20 protein-coding genes and 1 tRNA gene are annotated in these 17,652 nt (G+C 60.5%); 9 read left to right on the top strand and 12 right to left on the bottom strand.

The features are described from left to right. Positions 1-701: 5-oxoprolinase subunit PxpA (locus tag AC1D1Z_RS11225; protein ID WP_477850521.1), on the bottom strand; the 701-nt coding region annotated here is incomplete at its 3' end. Positions 702-1,068: 367 nt separating this feature from the next. Here AC1D1Z_RS11225 and AC1D1Z_RS11220 point away from each other — a divergent pair. Then, the gene (locus AC1D1Z_RS11220; protein WP_130759122.1) at positions 1,069-1,593 is read left to right on the top strand and encodes a PAS domain-containing protein; all 525 of its coding nucleotides are present in this window, start codon (positions 1,069-1,071) and stop codon (positions 1,591-1,593) included. Positions 1,594-1,741: 148 nt separating this feature from the next. Here AC1D1Z_RS11220 and AC1D1Z_RS11215 read toward each other — a convergent pair whose 3' ends face one another. Continuing rightward, positions 1,742-2,563: a universal stress protein gene (locus tag AC1D1Z_RS11215; protein ID WP_477850518.1), complete on the bottom strand. Its 822-nt coding sequence runs from the start codon at positions 2,561-2,563 to the stop codon at positions 1,742-1,744. A 288-nt stretch (positions 2,564-2,851) separates the two neighbouring features. Here AC1D1Z_RS11215 and AC1D1Z_RS11210 point away from each other — a divergent pair, with 288 nt between their 5' ends. Further along, positions 2,852-4,114 (top strand): MgtC/SapB family protein, encoded by a 1,263-nt coding sequence (locus AC1D1Z_RS11210; protein ID WP_130716414.1) that lies wholly within the window; start codon positions 2,852-2,854, stop codon positions 4,112-4,114. A 79-nt stretch (positions 4,115-4,193) separates the two neighbouring features. Here AC1D1Z_RS11210 and AC1D1Z_RS11205 read toward each other — a convergent pair whose 3' ends face one another. Continuing rightward, entirely contained in the window at positions 4,194-4,571 is a 378-nt protein-coding gene (locus AC1D1Z_RS11205; RefSeq protein ID WP_018242059.1) for a hypothetical protein, read from the bottom strand. 66 nt (positions 4,572-4,637) lie between these two features. Then, on the bottom strand, positions 4,638-5,303 hold the full coding sequence (locus tag AC1D1Z_RS11200) for a hypothetical protein (protein WP_028733715.1): 666 nt from the start codon (positions 5,301-5,303) through the stop codon (positions 4,638-4,640). Positions 5,304-5,567: 264 nt separating this feature from the next. Between AC1D1Z_RS11200 and AC1D1Z_RS11195 the strand changes: the two genes are divergently transcribed. Next, positions 5,568-6,176 carry a TerC family protein gene (locus tag AC1D1Z_RS11195; RefSeq protein WP_018445305.1) on the top strand — a complete coding sequence of 203 codons (609 nt, stop codon included), beginning with the start codon at positions 5,568-5,570 and terminating at the stop codon, positions 6,174-6,176. Positions 6,177-6,212: 36 nt separating this feature from the next. Here the strand turns inward: AC1D1Z_RS11195 and AC1D1Z_RS11190 are convergent, their stop codons facing one another. From AC1D1Z_RS11190 to metG, 3 genes are read right to left on the bottom strand one after another with little or no spacing between them, the layout of a single operon-like run. Beyond that, positions 6,213-7,037, bottom strand: coding sequence for an MBL fold metallo-hydrolase (locus AC1D1Z_RS11190; RefSeq protein WP_018242062.1), 825 nt, complete (start codon positions 7,035-7,037; stop codon positions 6,213-6,215). A 4-nt stretch (positions 7,038-7,041) separates the two neighbouring features. Continuing rightward, positions 7,042-7,824, bottom strand: coding sequence for a TatD family hydrolase (locus tag AC1D1Z_RS11185; RefSeq protein WP_018242063.1), 783 nt, complete (start codon positions 7,822-7,824; stop codon positions 7,042-7,044). Positions 7,825-7,828: 4 nt separating this feature from the next. Next, a complete protein-coding gene (gene metG, locus AC1D1Z_RS11180) occupies positions 7,829-9,379 on the bottom strand; it encodes a methionine--tRNA ligase (protein ID WP_018242064.1) in 1,551 nt (516 codons plus the stop codon). Positions 9,380-9,613: 234 nt separating this feature from the next. On the opposite strand from metG, the gene AC1D1Z_RS11175 reads away from it, so the two are divergent. Then, positions 9,614-10,402, top strand: a complete 789-nt coding sequence (locus tag AC1D1Z_RS11175) for a sulfite exporter TauE/SafE family protein (protein WP_018242065.1) — start codon at positions 9,614-9,616, stop codon at positions 10,400-10,402. A 39-nt stretch (positions 10,403-10,441) separates the two neighbouring features. Here AC1D1Z_RS11175 and AC1D1Z_RS11170 read toward each other — a convergent pair whose 3' ends face one another. The 4 genes from AC1D1Z_RS11170 to AC1D1Z_RS11155 all read right to left on the bottom strand — a co-directional run bounded on the left by AC1D1Z_RS11170 (position 10,442) and on the right by AC1D1Z_RS11155 (position 14,649). Next, entirely contained in the window at positions 10,442-11,467 is a 1,026-nt protein-coding gene (locus tag AC1D1Z_RS11170) for a DNA polymerase III subunit delta' (protein WP_130759120.1), read from the bottom strand. A gap of 8 nt (positions 11,468-11,475) precedes the next feature. After that, a complete protein-coding gene (gene tmk, locus AC1D1Z_RS11165; protein ID WP_018242067.1) occupies positions 11,476-12,156 on the bottom strand; it encodes a dTMP kinase in 681 nt (226 codons plus the stop codon). A 133-nt stretch (positions 12,157-12,289) separates the two neighbouring features. Further along, positions 12,290-13,483 (bottom strand): D-alanyl-D-alanine carboxypeptidase family protein, encoded by a 1,194-nt coding sequence (locus tag AC1D1Z_RS11160; RefSeq protein ID WP_018242068.1) that lies wholly within the window; start codon positions 13,481-13,483, stop codon positions 12,290-12,292. 71 nt (positions 13,484-13,554) lie between these two features. After that, positions 13,555-14,649 (bottom strand): septal ring lytic transglycosylase RlpA family protein, encoded by a 1,095-nt coding sequence (locus tag AC1D1Z_RS11155; protein ID WP_130759119.1) that lies wholly within the window; start codon positions 14,647-14,649, stop codon positions 13,555-13,557. A gap of 395 nt (positions 14,650-15,044) precedes the next feature. Here AC1D1Z_RS11155 and AC1D1Z_RS11150 point away from each other — a divergent pair, with 395 nt between their 5' ends. Both AC1D1Z_RS11150 and AC1D1Z_RS11145 read left to right on the top strand, forming a co-directional pair. Then, positions 15,045-15,554 carry a hypothetical protein gene (locus AC1D1Z_RS11150; protein WP_130759118.1) on the top strand — a complete coding sequence of 170 codons (510 nt, stop codon included), beginning with the start codon at positions 15,045-15,047 and terminating at the stop codon, positions 15,552-15,554. A gap of 115 nt (positions 15,555-15,669) precedes the next feature. Beyond that, positions 15,670-15,873, top strand: coding sequence for a hypothetical protein (locus AC1D1Z_RS11145; protein ID WP_028733723.1), 204 nt, complete (start codon positions 15,670-15,672; stop codon positions 15,871-15,873). 91 nt (positions 15,874-15,964) lie between these two features. On the opposite strand, the gene AC1D1Z_RS11140 is transcribed toward AC1D1Z_RS11145, so the two are convergent. Further along, positions 15,965-16,291: a GYD domain-containing protein gene (locus AC1D1Z_RS11140; RefSeq protein ID WP_011652042.1), complete on the bottom strand. Its 327-nt coding sequence runs from the start codon at positions 16,289-16,291 to the stop codon at positions 15,965-15,967. Positions 16,292-16,560: 269 nt separating this feature from the next. Between AC1D1Z_RS11140 and AC1D1Z_RS11135 the strand changes: the two genes are divergently transcribed. The 3 genes from AC1D1Z_RS11135 to AC1D1Z_RS11125 all read left to right on the top strand — a co-directional run bounded on the left by AC1D1Z_RS11135 (position 16,561) and on the right by AC1D1Z_RS11125 (position 17,486). Further along, positions 16,561-16,650 (top strand) — tRNA-Ser (locus AC1D1Z_RS11135). A gap of 100 nt (positions 16,651-16,750) precedes the next feature. Further along, entirely contained in the window at positions 16,751-16,894 is a 144-nt protein-coding gene (locus tag AC1D1Z_RS11130; protein ID WP_162769136.1) for a hypothetical protein, read from the top strand. 205 nt (positions 16,895-17,099) lie between these two features. Continuing rightward, the gene (locus tag AC1D1Z_RS11125) at positions 17,100-17,486 is read left to right on the top strand and encodes a hypothetical protein (protein ID WP_130759117.1); all 387 of its coding nucleotides are present in this window, start codon (positions 17,100-17,102) and stop codon (positions 17,484-17,486) included. The last annotated feature ends 166 nt before the right edge of the window (positions 17,487-17,652 follow it).

Raw genomic sequence — 17,652 nt, 5'->3', positions numbered from 1 at the left:
GCCATGGCGAGCGCTCCTGGGCTGTCCCCGTGAACGCAGATCGAGTGCGCATCGAGAGGGATCGGAACGCCGTCGACCGTCGGCATGAGGCCGCTGGAGAGGTACCCGATCAATCTCGATGCCGCCTGTGCTGGATCATCGATCATCGCTCCTGGCAAGTTGYGCGGAACGAGCCGACCCGTGGAGAGGTAGCCGCGGTCGGCAAAAATCTCGCTGAAAACGGTCATGCCAGCATCGCGGGCCGCATGTTCCAGCTCCGTCCCGGAGATCGCCAGTACCGCAAGTTCCGGCGAAACCGCTCGGGTTGCACGGATGATCGCGTCAGCGACCGGCCGTTCGTCGGCCGCCCAATTGGCGAGTGCGCCGTGCGGTTTGATGTAACGGATGCGGGCGCCCGCCAGAGCCGCAGCGCCCATCAGCGCCCCTGTCTGCGTCGCCACAAGCTGCTCCACTTCCCGGACGCTCAAGGGGATCAGGCGTCGTCCGAAGCCCTCGCGATCCGCAAAGCCCGGGTGGGCCCCGGCGACGACGCCTCGTTGGCTTGCGAGCGCCAGCGTCTCCACCATGGTCGCCGGATCTCCGGCATGGCCGCCACATGCGATGTTCGCACTGGTGACGACGTCAAGGATCGCCTTGTCGTCGCCCATGCGCCAAGGTCCAAACGCCTCCCCGAGATCAGAATTGAGATCGATTTTCGTCATGATTTCCCTCAACCCTTCGCGCCGGTCTTGTCAGCTTCGTCGCATTCTGGAACGTCGAAGCCGAGGTGGAGCACACCTTCGCCGTACGCGTCAAGAAAACGACGCTGCTGGCTGCGCGTGGCGAGCTTGTGTGGCGGTCTCGGGCCGCCTTTCGCGCAGAGCTTCGGTGGCAAGCTTACCACTCATTCGGCACAGATCGAACCCATCAAGCGTAGGTTCCTGCCAAGCGAAGACTCCTTAAATCGATTCCGATTTGAGGAATTATGCAGTAAGATCGGCGGCGAAATGGTCGAGCACGTCGTATTCTCTGAAGAGCCGGGGTGACGTGATCGGCCGGCAGCATTGGCGCGCAGACTGGGGATGCGGAATGAACCTTGTCGACAGAGCTTTCGGAGCGTCCGAATTTTCGGATGCCGAAGAGCCTGGGATTTTCACCTGGGAGTTGGCGACCGACAAGGTTTATGCGGATTCGGCGCTGGCAAACCTCTTTGGGCTTGATCCGGAACAGACCCTCACAGGGCTGCCGGTCATACGATACCTCGACCGAATTCACCCGGACGACAAGCCATCTGTGGCCAAGGCGATTTCCGAATCGGTGATCACAGGAAATCCGTATCGCTGTGACTATCGGGTGTTTGATCGAAGCGGGCAAATAGTAGCCGTGGCTGCCTTAGGTCGCTGCTTCAGGGATGAAGACGGAAACCCGTCGCAATATGCGGGCATCGTATTTCCGACGAATGATCACGTCCAGCAGGACGCATTGTCTGCTCACTGCAGTGCGGCACTGAAAATCGCGCGGTCATCCGGCCTGCAGGCGACGGCCGATGCGCTTGAAGCGATTCTCAAAGAGCTTGCCAAGCCGATGCCTTCAGACGTCGCGCAGGTTCATTGATTCCTTCCCAAGTGCTAATTGTCGCATCAGATTTTTGGCGATTGCGATGGTCTGTGCGAGCCTTTGATACTTGACACCCGCAGAGGACGCTCTTCTCCGGGCAGTGATCGATGTTTCGGTCATCAGCAACGCGCCGCGCGCACCGCAGTCAGTGGCAAAGGACAGTGGGCATTTCGAGGCGGGTCAACAGGGACCGTGTAACCCCTCCCAAGATGAATTCGCGTAGCCTCGAATGGCCGTATGCGCCGGCGACGAGCAAATCTGCCTTGCGTTCCAGGGCTGCGCCTTGAATGACGTTAGCTGGCGAGTCTCCCTTCGCTTGCACGGCGGCGACATCGACGGCAAGACCAGCCTTGCGGAGCGCCGTCGCAAGGTGATCTCGGCTGCCCTCGTCAATCTGCTTATCATCGGTGATGGAAATCAGGACGATACGCGAAACCCGTTCCAACAAGAACCTGGCACCGGCCAGTGTCCGCGCGACAGTGGCTCCTCCATCCCAGGCGACGGCAACAGCATCGATCCGGCCGGAGAAATTATCCGGGGGAAAAAGCAGGAGCGGTCTACCGCTTTCAAACAGCACGCTCTCGATCAGCGGCTTCATCAGCTCAGATGCTTCCAAAATAGAAAGATCATATGCGCGCGACAGCTCGGCAAGCGTTTGTGCGACAAACGGCTGCCTCACATCGAATGGCTGGATCTCGACCTCGACCTCGGCTTTTTTCGCATAATCACGGAGCGTCTGCCCGAGAACGGTTCCATTGTCTTTACTCAAGCGCTCCGCCTCCGCACGCATGTTGGCGACGTCAAGGAGTGATRGAAATCGCGGCTGAACGGGTTCGATCCTGACCAGCGGTATACTAGCCGTCAAACCGGCCTTTTGGTGAAGGGAAAAATCGACAGCATTCTGAAGGAGCGAGAAGGAGCTTGCGTCTGGATAGGTGGCCAGCGGTAAATGGAATTGCGCTTTCATGGCTGAAGTCCTCCGAATGCTTGCAGGTATCATTACATATGGGGGGTCTCTCGCGCTTTGACGAAGATCAAGGTCGCGAAACCGCGAAAGCGCGAGCGTGATAATGAACGTCCTCAACCGGAAGGAAGCGGAATTCGTTGGGCGAAGCGGCAAAGATCTATGCTAAGCGATGAAGTGCGATGCGCGATTGAATATCAGCACTTCGCAGAGCAGCTTGTGGATGAACAGCAATGGCATATACGGCGCAGCTGCCTTCGATGAATCGGCCGGCGCGCCTGGACCCATCGGATGATGACATCATTGGTGACGACAGAAGCATTCCAGCGCCTCAGTCTGGCGCTTGCAATCGGCATTCTTGTCGGCATTGAGCGCGGCTGGCAGGATCGTGAGGCTGCGCCAGGCAAAAGAGTTGCCGGTATCCGCACCTATGGCCTGTCAAGTTTCCTCGGCGGCTTCTGCGGTTTCCTGCAGCCGGTGACAGGCCCGATTCTGCCGACAGCTATCTTTATATTCTTTTGCATCACGGTTCTCCTCTTCAGCCGCATGCAGGCGGCACAAGAAGAGGATTACAGCGCCACCGGCACAATCGCCGCCCTGGCGGTCTTTGCGCTCGGCTTTGGCGCGGTCGTGGCGGATATGACGGTAACGGCCGCAAGCGCTGTGGCAATAACGGCCCTTCTTGCAGCGCGGGAGCCGTTGCATGGATTTCTTCGCCGATTGACCTGGCTTGAACTCAGGGCCGCTCTGATCCTGCTGACGATGACCATCGTCATCCTCCCTATCCTTCCCAACGAACCGATTGATCCTTGGCTGACAATCAATCCTTTCGAGCTTTGGATGATGACAATCCTGGTGGGAGCCGTTTCCTTTGCCGGTTATATCCTCATCAGGCTGAGCGGCGCCCGCGCCGGAATACTGCTGACCGGGACCAGCGGTGGCATCGTTTCCTCGACGGCCTTGACGCTTTCCTTCGCCCGTCAGTCGAAAGAGATGCCTGCCCTCTCGCCACTCCTCTCTGCCGGAGCTATGCTGGCGGGAGCCGTTTCTCTCGCCCGCGTGCTTTTAATTTGCGGCGTCATTGCACCAGCTGTTTTCAGGGAGCTTGCTCCATTACTCGCTCCGGCTGCTGCCACCCTCGCCATAGCAGGCGGCTTCGCCGCATTGCTGCAACGCCCGGATGACAGCACCGATTTTTCACCTCGAAACCCGCTCGAGGTGATGGTCGTGCTGCGCTTCGCACTCGTTCTCGCCGTCGTGACAGTCCTGACGCGAATGACCTTGATCGTCTTTGGAACTCAGTCGCTGATCGCCCTTTCATTCATCACAGGACTGGGCGATCTCGATGCGATAACGCTTGCCGTTGCGAAGCTGTCATCCATCCAGGTGCCTGCAGATGCGGCCGCTCGAGCCATCGCGGTCGCCGCTTTCGCCAATCTTCTGGCGAAAGCCGTTCTTGCTGCAAGTATGGGGACCATCGCCTATGCGGTTCGTTTTGCGATCGCAGGTGGTGTCGCGACCTTGGCCGGAATTGCCGGCTTGGTTTTGACATGAGCGCCTGTTCGCATGTCGATCACCGGCTCCAATGACGTTCGTCCAACCAATCGGTGCCTGGGGACACCATCAACGATCGTCACCGCGGTCTCGCCTCAGAGAGATGACCGGCAAATCCCGCAAGCAGCACGCCGAGCGGAAGACGTCGAACCAGTCTGGCCGCAATGAAGGTTGCGCCGATCGCCGCGGCAAGTTTCAGCCAGGGATAGTCGCCGAGCTGGACATGGGCGCTTGCATCGACCGATGTGGCCTTGGCTTTCAGCGCCGCTTCCGCATCCTCGCGCAGCATGCCTATGCGGGCATTCAGCAGCCTGACCTCATGCTGCAGAGCGTTCAGGCTCTCGTCGGCCTTTTCACGCGCGGTTTGCTCAGCGGCATCGGCAAAGGGCGGATCACCTTCCGCGATCAGTTCGTCGGGATCTGGCGGAAGGCCGTGGCGGTTGATGGATGATTGCATGGACGTATCCTCGAATAGGTGAGCGAGAGGCAATAAGGCCCGGCATTGCGGCCGGGCCTCATAATATCAGTGGTCGCGCCGGAAACCCTGGCTCTGGTGAGATCCGCCTTGCGATTGGGTCTGCGATTGGCGATTGGTTTCGTCCGATGACGGGGTGTCGGGGTCGGGCAAGGTATAGGCACGCACCTTGGCGCTTCCATGCGTGGTGTCGCGCATTGCAACCGGGCGCGCATCGTCGAACGCGCTCTCGGACACAGCGAGATCTTCCGACGATTTGCCGCCAGAGGGTTGGCCGGCAAAGCCGGTATTGGATGCGCCTTGCTGTCTGTCCTCCAAAGACCAGAGATCTGCCCGCTCATCCATGTCGATGCTGCCCTCGTCGTCCAGAATATCGTGGACGGTCTCATAAAGCGCGTCATCGATATCATTGACCTGGACGAGGAAGCCGCCGCGCCGCAGCCCTTCTGCGTAGACCGCACGATCCTCGTCGGGGAAAAAGAAGTCTGCCAGCGCGTCGAAGAAGCCGCTGCGGTCGTCGCTCATCGCGCCGGCATTTTTTCCATCCGCCTCATATCCAGGCATCAGCCTTATTCTCGCAACCGGCACGCCCGCATCTTCAAGACGGGAGACGGCGGATTCGGCCGCCGATCGGCTGTCGAAGAATGCAGTAAGGCTGCTGCCGCCTGTCGGTCCTGAAAAGGCCGGGTTGGTATCGTTGTAAATGCTGCCCATGGGACTCTCCTCTCGATGTCTGGCCCAGCCGCCAATCCGAAGTTTGGCGAAGTCTGGTGTCCTGAATTGAAGAACCGGCGGCTGAGTTGAATGTTCCAAGGGAATGGCATGGGAATGACTCCGCATGTCGCGCGCGTTCCATAACGTTGCCGCCTGCCATCAGATACGCAAAGTCGCAAATTGCGCTGCTCGCGAAATCCCTCAGCGGTTGACGTCAAACCGTCGAGACGCTAGCACGGCTTTGACGCATTGGGGATAATTCATATGGACATGTTTACGGCAGCCGGTCTGACGGCTTTGCTGCAGGTCATCGCTATCGACCTCGTTCTCGCCGGCGACAACGCCGTGGTTATCGGTCTTGCCGCTGCAGGCCTCGAGGCCACGCAACGCCGCAAGGCGATCATCGTCGGCATTCTGGCCGCGACCGTTCTGCGTATTCTCTTTGCCAGCGTCGCAGTCTATCTGCTGGCAATCGTCGGCCTGCTGCTGGCCGGCGGCTTGCTGCTGCTCTGGGTCTGCTGGAAGATGTGGCGCGAGCTTCGCGCCGGCCATGGCGAGAACCACGAAGCCGCAGGTGCCGTAGGCGCGCCGAAAAAGACCTTCTTCCAGGCGGCGACCCAGATCGTCATCGCCGACGTTTCGATGTCGCTCGACAACGTTCTGGCTGTTGCCGGTGCGGCGCGCGAACATCCGAGCGTGCTGGTCATCGGTCTCGGCCTGTCGATCGCGCTGATGGGTATTGCCGCAAACCTGATCGCCCGGTTGCTCACCAACCATCGCTGGATCGCCTATGTCGGTCTGCTGATCATCCTCTATGTCTCGCTCGACATGATCCACCGCGGCGCCGTCGAGGTTCTGCCCTACATGCAGTGACCCTGCATGCAGGGACCGGGCATGCGGTAACGCGGCTCAGGTCTCGATCCTGACCTCGGTCTCGAAGCTCATCTGGTCATACGCCGGCACCACATGGTCCGGCGTCTCAGCCATCACCACGTCGTAGTCGAGCGGCGTGTGCATATGCGTGAGGATCGCCTGTTTCGGCTTCAGCCGGCCTATCCAGTCGAGCGATTGTTCCAGCGACAGATGGCTCGGATGATAGGTATATTGCAGCGCGTCGATGATCAGCATGTCGAGATTTTGAAGCTTCTCGACTGTCTGCGGCGGGAAGTCGCTGATATCGCTGCAATAAGCGACATCGCCGATGCGGAAGCCGAGCGAGTGGATGTCGCCGTGCTGCTGGATATGCGGATGGAAGGCGATCGTGCCTCCGGGGCCGCGGATTTCCAGAGGTTCGTCGAGGTTTTCGATGACAATCGGCAGCACGATCGGCGGATAATTGCTGCCCGGCGGCGTTTCCAGGCAATAGCCGAAGGCTTCCCGCAACCTGTCCATCGTAAATTGGTCGGCAAAGATCGGGACCCGGCGGCGGGTATTGTGAAAATAGCCGCGCAGATCGTCGATGCCGTGAATATGATCGGCATGCGGATGGCTGTAGAGTACGGCGTCGACATGGTCGGCCCCTGCCCTGATCATCTGCTCGCGGAAATCCGGCCCGGTGTCGATGACGACGGTGGTCACCCCACCATCGGGTGCGAATTGCTGCACCATGAAGGCTGCGCGCGTGCGCCGGTTCTTCGGATTGTCGGGATTGCAGGCGCCCCAGTCGCCAGTGATGCGCGGCACGCCCGGTGACGACGAACAGCCGAGAATGGTGAAACGCCGCCGGTAGAGCACGCCGCTAGATCCTCGGCATCTTCGAGAACAGCCGGAAAGCGTTCTCCGTCGTGATCCGCGCGACCTCTTCGTAGGACAGGCCGATCGTATCGGCGAGCACCTCTGCCGTGTTGACGACGTAGGACGGCTCGTTGCGCTTGCCGCGCCAGCGCTTCGGCGCGAGATAGGGCGCGTCTGTTTCCACAAGCAGCCGCTCATGCGGGATCGTCCTGGCGATCTCGCGCAGCTCTTCCGACTTCGGGAAGGTCAGGATGCCCGAGAAGGAAATATAGCCGCCGAGTGCGACACCGGTCTTGGCAAGCTCCGGGCCGGCGGAGAAGCAGTGGAGAATAAAGGGGAAGGCCCCCTTCCCGCTTTCCTCTGTCAGTATGTCAGCCATGTCCTCGTCGGCGCTGCGGCTGTGGATGACGAGCGGCAGCCGGGTCTCGCGCGCCGCCGCAATATGCCGACGAAAGCCGGTCTGCTGATCCTCAGGCTTCTGCGTGTCGTAGAAATAATCGAGACCGGCCTCGCCGATCGCCACCACCTTCTCATGGGCATTGGCGAGACGCACCAGCTCTTCCGTCTGGATATCCAGCTCTTCGTCGGCATTGTTCGGATGCGTGCCGACCGAGCAGAACACCGAGGGATATTTCTCGGTGATGGCAAGCAGCGTCTCGAGCTTGCGCACCCGCGTCGAGATCGTCACCATCTGCGCAACACCGGCCGAATGGGCGCGCGCGACGATCTCGTCCCGCTCCGCCTCGAAGTCGGCGAAATCAAGATGGCAATGCGTGTCGATCAACACGGCCTCAAGCCTCCGGAGCCACGTAGCGCGGGAAGACCGGCGTCGGCGCTTCGAGCGCCGTTCCGGCAACCAGACGGCCGGCTTCGCCGAGGGCAGCAAAATCGCGCTTGTCTGCAGGTGCTGCAACAAGATCGAGCAGCTTGCCGGATGATTCCGGCATGAAGGGCTGCAGCAGGATGGCAATCTGGCGCACGACTTCGGCGGTCACGTAGAGCACCGTGCCCATCCGCTCCGGATCGGTCTTCTTCAGTGCCCACGGCGCCTGGCCGGCGAAATAGCGGTCGGTCTCGGAGACGACCGAAATGATCGAGGCGAGCGCCCGATGGATCTGCTGCTTGCCCATATCTTCGCGGGTCGAGGCATGCAGCGCATCGACCTGTGCCAGCATCGCCTTGTCTTCGTCGCTGAGGACCCCGCATTCCGGGATCTTGCCGTCGCAATTCTTGACGATCATCGACAGCGAGCGGCTGGCGAGATTGCCGATGCCGTTGGCGAGGTCGGAGTTGATGCGGGTTCCGATTGCCTCTTCGCTATAGCTGCCGTCCTGGCCGAATGACACTTCGCGCAGGAAGAAGTAGCGCACCTGGTCGAGGCCGAAATGGTTCACCAGATTGACCGGATCGACGACGTTGCCGAGCGACTTCGACATCTTCTCGCCCTTGTTGAGCAGAAAGCCGTGGGCAAAGACCCGCTTCGGCAGCGGCAGCTTCGCCGACATCAGGAAGGCTGGCCAGTAGACGGCATGGAAGCGAATGATGTCCTTGCCGATGATGTGCACGTCGGCCGGCCAGTATTTCGCCCGCGGGCCGTTCCTGTCCTCGATATAGCCTGTTGCGGTGATGTAGTTGGTCAGTGCGTCGACCCAGACATACATGACGTGGGCCGGATCGTTCGGCACCTTGATGCCCCAGTCGAAGGTCGTGCGCGAGACCGAGAGATCCTTGAGGCCCGACTTGACGAAGGAGATCACCTCGTTGCGGCGCTCGGCCGGACCGATGAAGTCGGGGTTCGCCTCATAATGCGCAAGCAGCTTTTCCTGGTATTCGGAGAGCTTGAAGAAATAGCTTGCCTCTTCCACCCACTCGACAGGCGTGCCCTGCGGCCCGTAGCGCACGCCGTCAGCGCGCAGCTCCGTCTCGTTTTCCTGGTAATAGGCCTCGTCGCGCACCGAATACCAGCCGGCATAGCTGTCCTTGTAGATGTCGCCATTGTCGGCAATCAGCTTCCAGATGTTCCGCGACGTTTCGTGATGACGCTCCTGCGTGGTGCGGATGAAATCATCATTCGAGGCGTTGAGCAGCGTCGCCATCGCCTGGAATTCGCCGGAGTTGCGGTCGGCGAGCGCCTGCGCGGTGATCCCTTCGGCGCGCGCCGTCTGTTGCATCTTCTGGCCGTGTTCGTCGGTGCCGGTCAGGAAGAAGACATCCTTGCCATCCAGGCGCTGATAACGCGCCATCGCATCGGTCGCGATCAGCTCATAGGCATGGCCGATATGCGGCTTACCGTTAGGGTAGGAAATCGCGGTGGTGATGTAGAAGGGTGTCTTGTCTGTCATGGCGGCCAATGTCCGGCTAACTCTATAAAAATGGTCAGCCGCTCTTAGCGCATGTCACCGCCGAGCGAAACCTCAACTTTCCAGCTGTCGATGATTTCCCAGACGCTGGCGTGGTGAACTTGACTCGGCTTCTCGCCCAATCTACCCGTCTTGGGAAAGAGGGCGGGACAAGAACGAAGTGCCAGTTTTCATCTACCGGATTTGTCGCGGCCCCGCGCAGCCAGGGGCGCTTGTTTGACATTCGAGCCGCTCTATTCGCTTTCCGGTCTGTGTGTCGGCGCCCTCGTCGGTATCACCGGCGTTGGCGGCGGTTCGCTGATGACGCCCCTGCTGGTGTTGCTCTTCGGCGTTCATCCGGCCACTGCCGTCGGCACCGATCTTCTCTATGCGGCGATCACCAAGACGGCGGGCACAGCCGTTCACGGCATGCATGGGCGGGTCAACTGGAAGATCGTCGGCAGCCTCGCAGCCGGCAGCCTGCCGGCCGCCCTGCTGATGCTGTGGCTGCTGGCAGGCGTCGATCGCAAAAGCATCGGCGTGACCAATACCATCACCACCGCGCTCGGCTGGCTTCTCGTCATGACCGCGATCATGCTGGTCTTCCGTGGCCCGATCCTCGAATTGGCGCGCCGCGCCATCGGTGATCGAACGCCGCCAAAGCCGACGACCATCCTCGCCCTCACTGTCATTCTCGGGTTCGTTCTCGGCGTACTCGTCACCTTGACCTCGGTCGGGGCCGGCGCGCTGGGTGTGACGATCCTGCTGGTCCTCTATCCCCGGCTCGATGTGCGCGAGATCGTCGGTTCCGATATCGTCCATGCGGTACCGCTGACCTTGATCGGCGGCACGGGCTATTGGCTGATCGGCGAGATCGACTGGCCGATGCTGCTTGCCCTGCTGATCGGCTCTATCCCCGGCATCATCATTGGAAGCCTTCTGGCGCCGAAGCTGCACGAACGCACCATCCGCATCGTCCTTGCCGCCACGCTTGCTGTCGTCGCATTGAAGCTGTTGACCGGCTGATCAGAGCATGGTGCCGAAAAGTATCAGCGGTGACGCGCTTTAGAGGCCTGGCTGCTTGATATCGGCGAGAATGCTGATGATCGTCTGCTTGCGGTCGAGGTTGTAGGCATCGGAAACGGTGAGCCGTTCGGTGATCTCGGAATAGAGCCGCGCCAGCCGCTCCGCAGCAGTGATCTGCCCTTCGCCCGCTGCCACGCGAGCCCGGTTCATGATGTCGTCGCCGACGTGGCTGACGAAGAAATCGAAAATCGTGTCGCTTTCCCTCCCCGAAAGCGCGTCGGCCAGCCGATGCATTGCCTTGCGTGCTGTCGGTCCCTCGGCGGATAGCATCTCGTCATAGGCGGCGATGATCTCGCCGCCGCCGTAGTTCAAGAGTTTCAGCGCCTCACCGACGCTGCCCTTGGCGGCCGAAAGCACCGCCCCGCCTTCGCCTGATATGCCGAGATGGGCAAGGGCCGCGACGAGTTCATCGTCGGCGAGCGGCGCCAGCTTCAGCGGCAGGCAGCGCGAGCGGATCGTCGGTAGCAGCCGTCCCGGCGCATGCGAGAGCACCAGGAAAAGCGCCCGCTTCGGCGGTTCTTCCAGGATCTTCAGGATGGCGTTGGCCGCATTGCGGTTCATGTCGTCGGCCGGATCGATAATGACGATCCGCCAGTTGCCGGTACCGGAGGTCTGCGAGAAGAATTTGCCGGCGCGGCGCACCTCGTCGACTGTTATCGCCGATTTCACCTTGCCGGTCTTTTCGTCCACCGGCCGGGCAAGGTGCAGGAGATTGTGCGAGGCGCCCGACGCGATCTGCCGGCTGACGGGAGAGGCAGGATCCGGATCGCCGATCGTCTCCGGCGCTGTCTCGGGATCGGGATGCGAGAGCACGTGATTGGCAAAGCGGAAGGCGAGCGTCGCCTTGCCGATGCCTTCCGGCCCCTCGATCAGGATGGCGTGATGGCCCTTGCCGGACCGGTAGGACTGCGCAAGGAAGGCTTCCGCATCCTTATGGCCGAACAGCCTGGCATTTTCTCCCGGCCAGATGGCGCCGTCGAGCAGTCCGGGCCTTTCCTCACTCATACCGGGCCTCACTCATGATGTGCGGCTTCCGGCATTCGGGCACGGCCTGCGGGCGATAGCAACTGTTTGACGATCGCCAGGATCTCGGCGCCGATCGTCTCTTCCGCCTGCATGGCGTTGACCACGTGGCAGCGCTCCGGCTCGCGGGCGGCGATATCGAGAAAGGCCTCGCGCCGTTTCTCGTGCGTTTCCAGCCGCTCCTTCTCGAAGCGATCGGGAGCATCGGCCGCAGCACGCTTTTGCGCCCGCTCCAGCCCGACCTTGGCGGGGATGTCGAGAATCACGGTGCAATCCGGCATGACGCCATTGATGGCGATGCGCTGCAGCGTCTCGATGAAATCGGGCTCGAGATTGCCGGTGACGCCCTGGTAGACCCGGGAGGAATCCATGAAGCGGTCGCAGAGCACGACCTTGCCTGATGCAAGGGCCGGCCGGATCACCTCTTCGACATGGTCGTTGCGGGCCGCGGCAAAGAGGATCGCCTCCATTCGCGTGCCGAAGGCTTCGGCAGCCCCCGACAACAGCACATGGCGCACCGCTTCGGCGCCCGGCGATCCGCCTGGTTCGCGCGTCACCAGCACGTCGTGACCTTCGCCCTTCAGCGCCTCGGCGAGGCGGCGGATCTGCGTGGATTTCCCAGCGCCTTCCCCGCCTTCAAACGTAACGAACAATCCCGTACCGGATGACAATGACAACTTCCCGCATTCCAGGCGCCGCACGCGCCCTGCTCCTTCTATCTATCCGAAGATATCAGGTAGGAAAACCTTTTGCCGCGGCGACATATTCACCTTTCCCGGCAAATTGCATGAAAGGACCGGGCTTTTAGCCGGGCGCGGACTTATCCCAGAGCCAGGAGAAGAACAGCGATTCGCCGAGTTCCAACACGGCGTCGACCGCCCGGCTGCTGAGCGAGCCTTCGCCGACCGCCTGCACGGTATAGAGCGGCACTTCCCTGAGCAGCCGGCTGCCGGCAAAAATCCTCAGTGTGCCTGCCTGGGTATCCGGCTTGACCGGCGCCGTCAGCGGCCAGCGATAGATGATGCGCGCCGACAGCCGGTCGGGATTGCTGATCGGAATATAGACGCTGACCGGCGCCTTGGCGACGAGATCGACGGTGCGTGCCGTGCCGCCATAGACGCTGGCGGCACCGATCACTTCCTTCTCGGCGAAGATCTGCCGGTTTTCGAAGGCCGTCAGCCCCCATTCGAGCACCCGCTTGGCCTCCTCCGTCCGCTCCTTGTCGGAATCGATGCCGGCAAGCGCCAGAAACAGCCGCCGGCCGTCGCGCTCAACCGACGCGACGATCGAATACCCCTCGCCCTCGGTAAAGCCGGTCGCCAGCCCATCGGCGCCGAGATCGAGCCCGAGCAGCGGGTTGCGGTTGCGCTGGAAAATCTTGTTCCACTCGAAATCCGGCTGGGCGAAATAGGGATAGAGGTTCGGATAGGTCTGCTGCAGGGTCGCGGCAAGCGTGACCATTTCGCGCGCCGTCACCTTGCTCTTGCCGTCGGGAAGGCCGGTGGAATTGCCGAACTCAGCTTTCTCCATGCCGAGCTCGTGGGCCCGGCGCGTCATCGACACGGCAAATTGCTGCTCGCTACCGGCCATGCCTTCGGCGAGGATGATGCAGCTGTCATTGGCGCCCTGGATGGCGACGCCCTTGATCAGGTCCTCGACGCGCACGTGCGATTTGAGGCTGGCAAACATCGTTGCCGTCCGCGACGGCGCGCCGCCCGTCCGCCAGGCATATTCGGAAACGGGATATTCGGTATCGAGCGTGATCTGGCCCTTCGTCACCGCCTCGAAGACGAGATCCATCGTCATCAGCTTGGCGAGCGAAGCCGGCGAAAAGCCCTGGTCCTCGTTCTTGGCGAGAAGCACAGTGCCGGTGGCAGCCTCGATCATATAGGCCTGCGCCGCCTTGGTAGCGAAACCGGCGGCACCGCCATCGGCTGCAAACGCGCCGGTGGCAAACGGCATCAGGCATGCAAGCAGGCGAAGCGCAGGCTTCAGCATCGCAATTTCCATTTATGGAGCGGCGTATGTCGAGAGGTTAGAGCCAGGGAGAATCCGATGCAATGCCATGCTCAGCGCGCGACGGATTTGGCCTGATGACGCTTGGCTGCGGCAAGGATCGAATCGTGCGTCAGCCCGTCATTGCGCACCATCACCGCATCGAAAGCGAGATCGACGGTCACCGTCTTCACCTCTTCGTCCTGGTAGCCGAGCGCCAGCGAATTCTGAGGCCGCTCATAAGGCATCGGACCGATCTCGGGCAGTACGACCATCTGATCCATGGCCTGCGCGCCATTGTTGAAGGACGGCGGCGATGGCGCGACCAGAACATGGGCAGCCGGTGCCAGAGCGGGTGCTGCGTTGTAGCGTGCGCTCGGCGTCGAGCCGGCATAGGAGGTCGCCGACATCGGCACCGGCACGTTGGCCGGCGTCTCGTAATCTTCCGAACTCTGCAGCTGGTCGCGGGTGATCTTGCGGCTGTTGGAGGCGACCATCACGCCGGTTGCGATCTGGCCTTCCGGATTGACGCCGGGAATACGGCTGCCCTTCGGCACGTAGGAAGCCATCAGATAGGGCATGTCGTGGCCGTCCATACGGGCGCGGCCAACATATTGCACGCGCACCTTGCCGGTGCCGCTGTGCTGCAGATCGAGCATATCGGCCGTCTTGTTGGAAAGGTCGATGATGCGGCCTTCGTGATAGGGGCCGCGATCGTTGACGCGCACGATGACGGAGGAACCACTTTCGAGATTGGTGACGCGCGCATAGCTCGGCAGCGGGAAGGTCGGATGCGCGGCGGAAAGATGCATCTGGTCGTAGACTTCGCCGTTCGCCGTTAGACGCCCGTGAAAGGCTGAACCATACCAGGAGGCGACGCCGACCTTGTTATAGGCGAAGTCTTCCTTCGGGTAATACCACCTGCCCTTCACCTCGTAGGGATTGCCGACGATGTAGCGGCCGCCGCCCTTGGGGATGTTGTTGCCCGTGGCGACCCGCGGGCTCGCCTTCACGCCATATTCGGATTCGGAGAAATATTCTTTGCCGTGGGATTTTTTCTTCGGCACTGCCTGCGTCGTGCCACACGCCGCCACCGTTGCACACATCGCCGAGATCGCCAGCCACCGTGCTGTCGTTGCGAAAGACGCCGCCCCGTAATCCAGTTTCATATGCCCCACGCCGCTCAAAGATCGTTATGGTTAAGGAACCTTGCCCCATCCTGGGCCAATAACGCCTTATCCCCACCCGCCTAACGAGGCTTTAATCTTGTTAAGTTCATGGCAAATTTACGAACGATTTCGCAGCGATAGCGACAATTCTAATGATTATGGTTTATAAATCACTAACGCGAGCCCTTTCCGCCTACCCTCCCGCCGCCGCAATGAGGCCCGAATTCATCGTGCCGATGCGGGGCATATGGTGAACATCTGGGCGCTTCCGGATGCCCCAAAAGCTCCATATTGAAACACGGTCTGCGCGTATTTCGCGAGCGGCAGCGCGGCACTCCTTGCCTATCCCGGCGATATGACGCTATGCACTCTCATCGCGGGTTGGGGGCATGAGAATGGGCCGAATTTTCAAAAGCTTGATCTTGCTGGTGGTGATATCAGCCTCATCAGCGGTCGGCGCCGCCACGGAGAGTTTCCCCGCTTATTGGCGCAAGACGATGACCAATGATCCCTCGACGAATTTCTATCTTGCGGAGACCCTAAAACCCTTGCCGAACAAGGATGCCGAAACTCTCAAGGTGCTCCGCCTGTCGCTGATCGCCGGCAACCTTTGCCTCGGCGCCGCCGTCGATAGGAGGACAGGCGAAGCCTATCTGCAGCGGGCCGGATATGACCGCCTCCGGGGAAAGACGTGGGACGAAGCCGCCTTCCTTGCCGACGACTGGTTCAAATATTTCAACTACCGCTCCCTCGCCCATCTCTGCGCCGGCATCGACTATATTTTCGGGCCTGAGGGAAAACTGGTGCCCAATCTGGTAAAGCCCGGCATGGGTGAACCGAAGGAATCCTACGATCCCCAAAATCCCTACCTGCGGCTTCCACCCCTACGCAATCCGAATGGGTAGGTCACCCGCCGACTGACTGTGATGCAACGCGGATCGCGTATTTGACTCTTCGTGGCTGTATGGGAACGAAATGGCCGCCGCAGGCTTTGAAGGTTTAGACCTTTGGAGAATCACTATGAACGATGAAACCCTGACGCAGCTGGACACGGTCAGCCAACAGCTGCATGCCCGATCTCTGGCGCTTTCCCAACCAGATAAAGACAACGACATCGCAATCCTGATGTCGGCACTCGCCGTGACGATGGAGGCGGTTCGCTCTCTCTGCGAGGATATGAACCAGCTCAACGGTCCGAAGGGCCTCGGATCTGACGGGGGCTAGCTCTCGCATGTCTCCGGCGCAATTCTCGGAGAGCTTGCGCCGGGGAACGCGATCCGCACGAAACACTTCTTCCACATCAGTGGACCGCCACCTACGCTGCCGGTGGGCGATACCGAATAGACTTCGCCTTTTCCAAGGCTTCGATCGTATCCTCGACGCTGAGCAGGACAGTGGTCTCCATGGAGCTGAGCGCGCCTCCTGCACCGATAGCAAGCGCGACTGCCGCCATCGATACGTTATCAGGCGCCTCCCACAGATTCCAACCATCATGCTCGCCGAAGGCGTACCAGAATCCATGGAGCTTTCCACCCACAGACTCGATGTAACTGCGTGCCGCCTCTCGGCGATCCTCGGGGTTTTCGATCATTCGCGCCCACGTCTCGGGCGTGTAGCTAAAGCGCGTGAGATACATGGCCATGGTTTGTTTCCTCCGCCAGAACAATACAGTAAACGCTCAAGCCGGGGCGAACGCCAGTCATTTCCAATCTGCGGCACCGGGGCCTCCCTGCCTGTTTTGCTCGCAAAACTGCGATCGGCGAAGATACCGGCAAATGCTGCAGAGCAAGTTGACGCTGCGATCAAAGCTGCTAAAAAGCCAGCCATCGAGTGATTGGGTAGCAAATCGGCGGCAATAGCCGGTTCGCAGAAATCAACAGAATGTCGATTTCACCACCTTTTCAAGCAGATGGAAGAGTGTCCGAGTGGTTTAAGGAACCGGTCTTGAAAACCGGCGTGCGGGAAACCGTACCGTGGGTTCGAATCCCACCTCTTCCGCCAACCCGCATCGCGAGAACGCGAAGACCCTGCGAACGATCCCCAGCCATGCTCTCCGCGCCCGGAAGGCGGTCCCGTCCCTGCCGCAGGCAATGCGGAGCAGATGGTCGACAAGCGCGCTTTCGAGTTTTGCGGCGCCGATGTTCAGCTCACGCCGATAGTGCTTCCGCAGCGTTTTTCCGTCGATTGCAATGACGCGGCCGATTTCGAGTTGCGAAACACCCTCGGCCGTGAGCAACTCGACTAGRCGGCGTTGCATGTCCGTAGGGTGATGCGGGGGTCTGCCAGCGTGTTTTTTGGGTGCTTCATCCATAGACGGGAAATATACGCATGTGAGTTGGCAGCTGCCATGAAGATGTGAATGACCGAAGGTTGCGCCCCGAGGTTGAAATCATGCGTCTGTTCCTCTTTGATGGCAGGGGCGATCATTGCTCTGTGGCCCGGAGACTCCGATGGATATGACCACCCCCAGCGGACACCTTTTGGGCCTGTCCTTCATAATGCTCTGGGTGTTGCTGGTAATCCTGATCTTTAGCGCCGTGCGTCATGGGTTGAATGCAGAGCCGAAGGACGATGATCGGTCCCTCGCGCAGGATCGTTCACGTGGACGCATAGTCCGGTCTCTCCTCGAAGGCGACAGGCGGAATAGGGCCGTGGCCCAAGCTGTCGAAGCTAAGGCCAAATCCTATTTCGCGCGCCGCCTCGGCAAAATCCATCTGGCAGCGCTCGCCTTCTTCATCGCGACAACCCTTTTTCTGGCGCTCTGGAATCGCTATGAGGCCAAGATACAACGGGCATCCCAATTCCAAGTTACATCACCGCTGCAGTACGATAGATGACGGTTTTGGTGGCAATCGCTATTCCGGCGAAATACAGCCCACCTGATGTTTCGTCAGCGTCAAAAAAATTTCCGGATGAGATTGCACGCGGGGCCCCGAGGGCTTCCCTTTTCAACGTTCGCCCGCCCCCGGGGCTCTGGCGCTGGGTTGCGACCGCCATGTTTAA

It is taken from the genome of Rhizobium sp. P1_E1, assembly GCF_056406015.1.
The sequence above is the reverse complement of the archived record's forward strand: the minus strand, read 5'-3'. Positions and strand labels throughout refer to the sequence as shown.

Bases quoted from the DNA above. Each gene is read 5' to 3' on its own strand.
- AC1D1Z_RS11220 (WP_130759122.1), top strand. From the start codon at position 1,069: ATGAACCTTGTCGACAGAGCTTTCGGAGCGTCCGAATTTTCGGATGCC.
- AC1D1Z_RS11210 (WP_130716414.1), top strand. From the start codon at position 2,852: ATGATGACATCATTGGTGACGACAGAAGCATTCCAGCGCCTCAGTCTG.
- AC1D1Z_RS11205 (WP_018242059.1), bottom strand. From the start codon at position 4,571: ATGCAATCATCCATCAACCGCCACGGCCTTCCGCCAGATCCCGACGAA.
- AC1D1Z_RS11200 (WP_028733715.1), bottom strand. From the start codon at position 5,303: ATGGGCAGCATTTACAACGATACCAACCCGGCCTTTTCAGGACCGACA.
- AC1D1Z_RS11195 (WP_018445305.1), top strand. From the start codon at position 5,568: ATGGACATGTTTACGGCAGCCGGTCTGACGGCTTTGCTGCAGGTCATC.
- metG (WP_018242064.1), bottom strand. From the start codon at position 9,379: ATGACAGACAAGACACCCTTCTACATCACCACCGCGATTTCCTACCCT.
- AC1D1Z_RS11170 (WP_130759120.1), bottom strand. From the start codon at position 11,467: ATGAGTGAGGAAAGGCCCGGACTGCTCGACGGCGCCATCTGGCCGGGA.
- AC1D1Z_RS11160 (WP_018242068.1), bottom strand. From the start codon at position 13,483: ATGCTGAAGCCTGCGCTTCGCCTGCTTGCATGCCTGATGCCGTTTGCC.
- AC1D1Z_RS11155 (WP_130759119.1), bottom strand. From the start codon at position 14,649: ATGAAACTGGATTACGGGGCGGCGTCTTTCGCAACGACAGCACGGTGG.
- AC1D1Z_RS11150 (WP_130759118.1), top strand. From the start codon at position 15,045: ATGGGCCGAATTTTCAAAAGCTTGATCTTGCTGGTGGTGATATCAGCC.
- AC1D1Z_RS11145 (WP_028733723.1), top strand. From the start codon at position 15,670: ATGAACGATGAAACCCTGACGCAGCTGGACACGGTCAGCCAACAGCTG.
- AC1D1Z_RS11140 (WP_011652042.1), bottom strand. From the start codon at position 16,291: ATGGCCATGTATCTCACGCGCTTTAGCTACACGCCCGAGACGTGGGCG.
- AC1D1Z_RS11130 (WP_162769136.1), top strand. From the start codon at position 16,751: ATGGTCGACAAGCGCGCTTTCGAGTTTTGCGGCGCCGATGTTCAGCTC.
- AC1D1Z_RS11125 (WP_130759117.1), top strand. From the start codon at position 17,100: ATGGATATGACCACCCCCAGCGGACACCTTTTGGGCCTGTCCTTCATA.